This window comes from Microbispora hainanensis (assembly GCF_006874475.1).
GTDB lineage: Bacteria > Actinomycetota > Actinomycetes > Streptosporangiales > Streptosporangiaceae > Microbispora > Microbispora hainanensis.
On record NZ_VIRM01000124.1, the window covers coordinates 1 to 1,866 of the forward strand.

Consider the following 1,866-nt stretch of genomic DNA (forward strand, 5'->3'; position numbering starts at 1 on the left):
CCGGCGCGAAGTGACCGGCCGCTGCGGCGGCGGGCGCGTACGGCCCCCAGGGCCGCATGCGCAAGCCCGCCAGGCCGCAGAGCGGCCGTGGGCGAGCGAAGCGAGCCCCTTGACCTTGTGGAGAAAATCCTCGCCGATACGTGATTGTGCGCCGGTGTCTTCGGGCCTGGCGGTAAGGGCTGACAGCGCGAACTACGGCGGCACAACGCATCGGAGCATGTCAGACGGGAAATGGTGCTAGATAGTGGTTGCCAGGTCCTGGGCCGACATTCCAACGGTGACATGTTGCGCTAAGGGAGGTACTAGGGGCGCAACTACCACGTCAAGGATGTGGAGACGAGCGGCGCCGCCGGGAAGCTGACCCACATCAACTACGCCTTCGGATTCGTCGGCCCCGAGGGCACCTGCTACTCCGCCGACCCCTGGGCCGACTGGCAGCGCCCCGTACCCGCCGACCAGAGCGTCGACGGCGTCGCCGACCCCGACGACCAGCCCCTCAAGGGCAACCTCGGCCAGCTCAAGAAGCTCAAGGCCCGCCACCCCGGCCTCAAGGTCCTCATCTCCCTCGGCGGCTGGACCGGCTCCGCCCACTTCTCCGACGCCGTCCTCACCCCCGAATCCCGCGCCAAGCTCGCCGCCTCCTGCGTCGACCTGTGGCTCAAGAGCAACCTGCCCGGCCTGCCTCCCGGCTCCGCCGCCGGCGTCTTCGACGGCATCGACCTCGACTGGGAATGGCCCGGCTCCGCCGGAAACGACGGCAACGTCATCCGCCCCGAAGACAAGCAGAACTTCACCCTGTTCCTGGCCGAACTACGCCGGCAGATGAAGGCCCACGACCAGCGCGACCAGCTGACCGCCTTCCTCCCCGCCGCCGCCGCCGCCAAAATCGACACCGGCTTCGAGGTGCGGAAGGTCTTCGACCAGCTCGACTTCGCCACGGTCCAGGGTTACGACCTGCACGGCCCCTGGGAGAACCGCACCGGCCACCAGGCCAACCTCTTCACCGACCGCCGCGACCCCAACGACGTGAAGTTCAGCGTCGACCAGACCGTACGCGACTACATCGCACGCGGCGCACCCAAAAACAAGATCGTCATCGGCGTCCCCGCGTACGGCCAGGGCTGGACCGGAGTCACCTCCCGCGGCGACGGCCGCTACGCCGCCGCCACCGGCCCCGCCCCCGGCACCTGGGCCCCTGGCAGCGACGACTACAAGAACCTCGTCAACAAGCCCGGCAAACGCTACCGCGACCTGCTCACCGGCACCCTGTGGCTCTACGACGGCAACGAGTTCTGGTCCTACGACGACCCCGCCGTCATGCTGGAAAAAGCCGCCTACATCCGCCTCAAAGGCCTCGGCGGCTCCATGCTCTGGTCCATCGACCAAGACGACGCCAAAGCCTCCCTCACCACCGCCCTCTACTCCATCCTCCGCTGACACCCCAGCCCCGGGGAGGAGAACTGACACCACTACCTCCCCGGGCCCGCACGACATCCAGGACACTCAACCGCCGGCCGTACGAAACCGCGGCTGCGGTCTCGGCTCCCGTGCCGGACGATGACCCCTCGTTCGTCGGCAGGAGGGGCACACAGCTCGACGTGGACCCCATCTACGTCGCGACTTCGTTGGAGGGCATCGCGGATCAGCAGGTGCGGCGTACATCGCGAAGTACGCGACGAAGGGGGCCGAGTCCGCCGGAACCGTGGACCGGCGGATCCGGGAGGCCGCCGACGTCGCCCGACTCGACGTGACCGAGCATGCACTGCGCATGACCTACACCTGGTTCGCCGCTCGGCAACGATCCGGCTTACCCGCTGATCCCGTTGCGGCGGTGGGCTGAGCTTGTTCCGCTTTGACGGACACCGG

Annotated in this window: 1 protein-coding gene and 1 pseudogene; both read left to right on the plus strand. The window is 68.2% G+C overall.

The window, feature by feature from the left end; genetic code table 11:
* The first annotated feature begins 330 nt into the window (after nt 1-330).
* On the plus strand, nt 331-1,437 hold the full coding sequence (locus tag FLX08_RS39740; RefSeq protein WP_208761979.1) for a glycoside hydrolase family 18 protein: 1,107 nt from the start codon (nt 331-333) through the stop codon (nt 1,435-1,437).
* Nucleotides 1,438-1,639: 202 nt separating this feature from the next.
* Nucleotides 1,640-1,840: pseudogene (locus tag FLX08_RS43580) on the plus strand (replication initiator); the annotation flags it as partial.
* Nucleotides 1,841-1,866 lie beyond the last annotated feature (26 nt).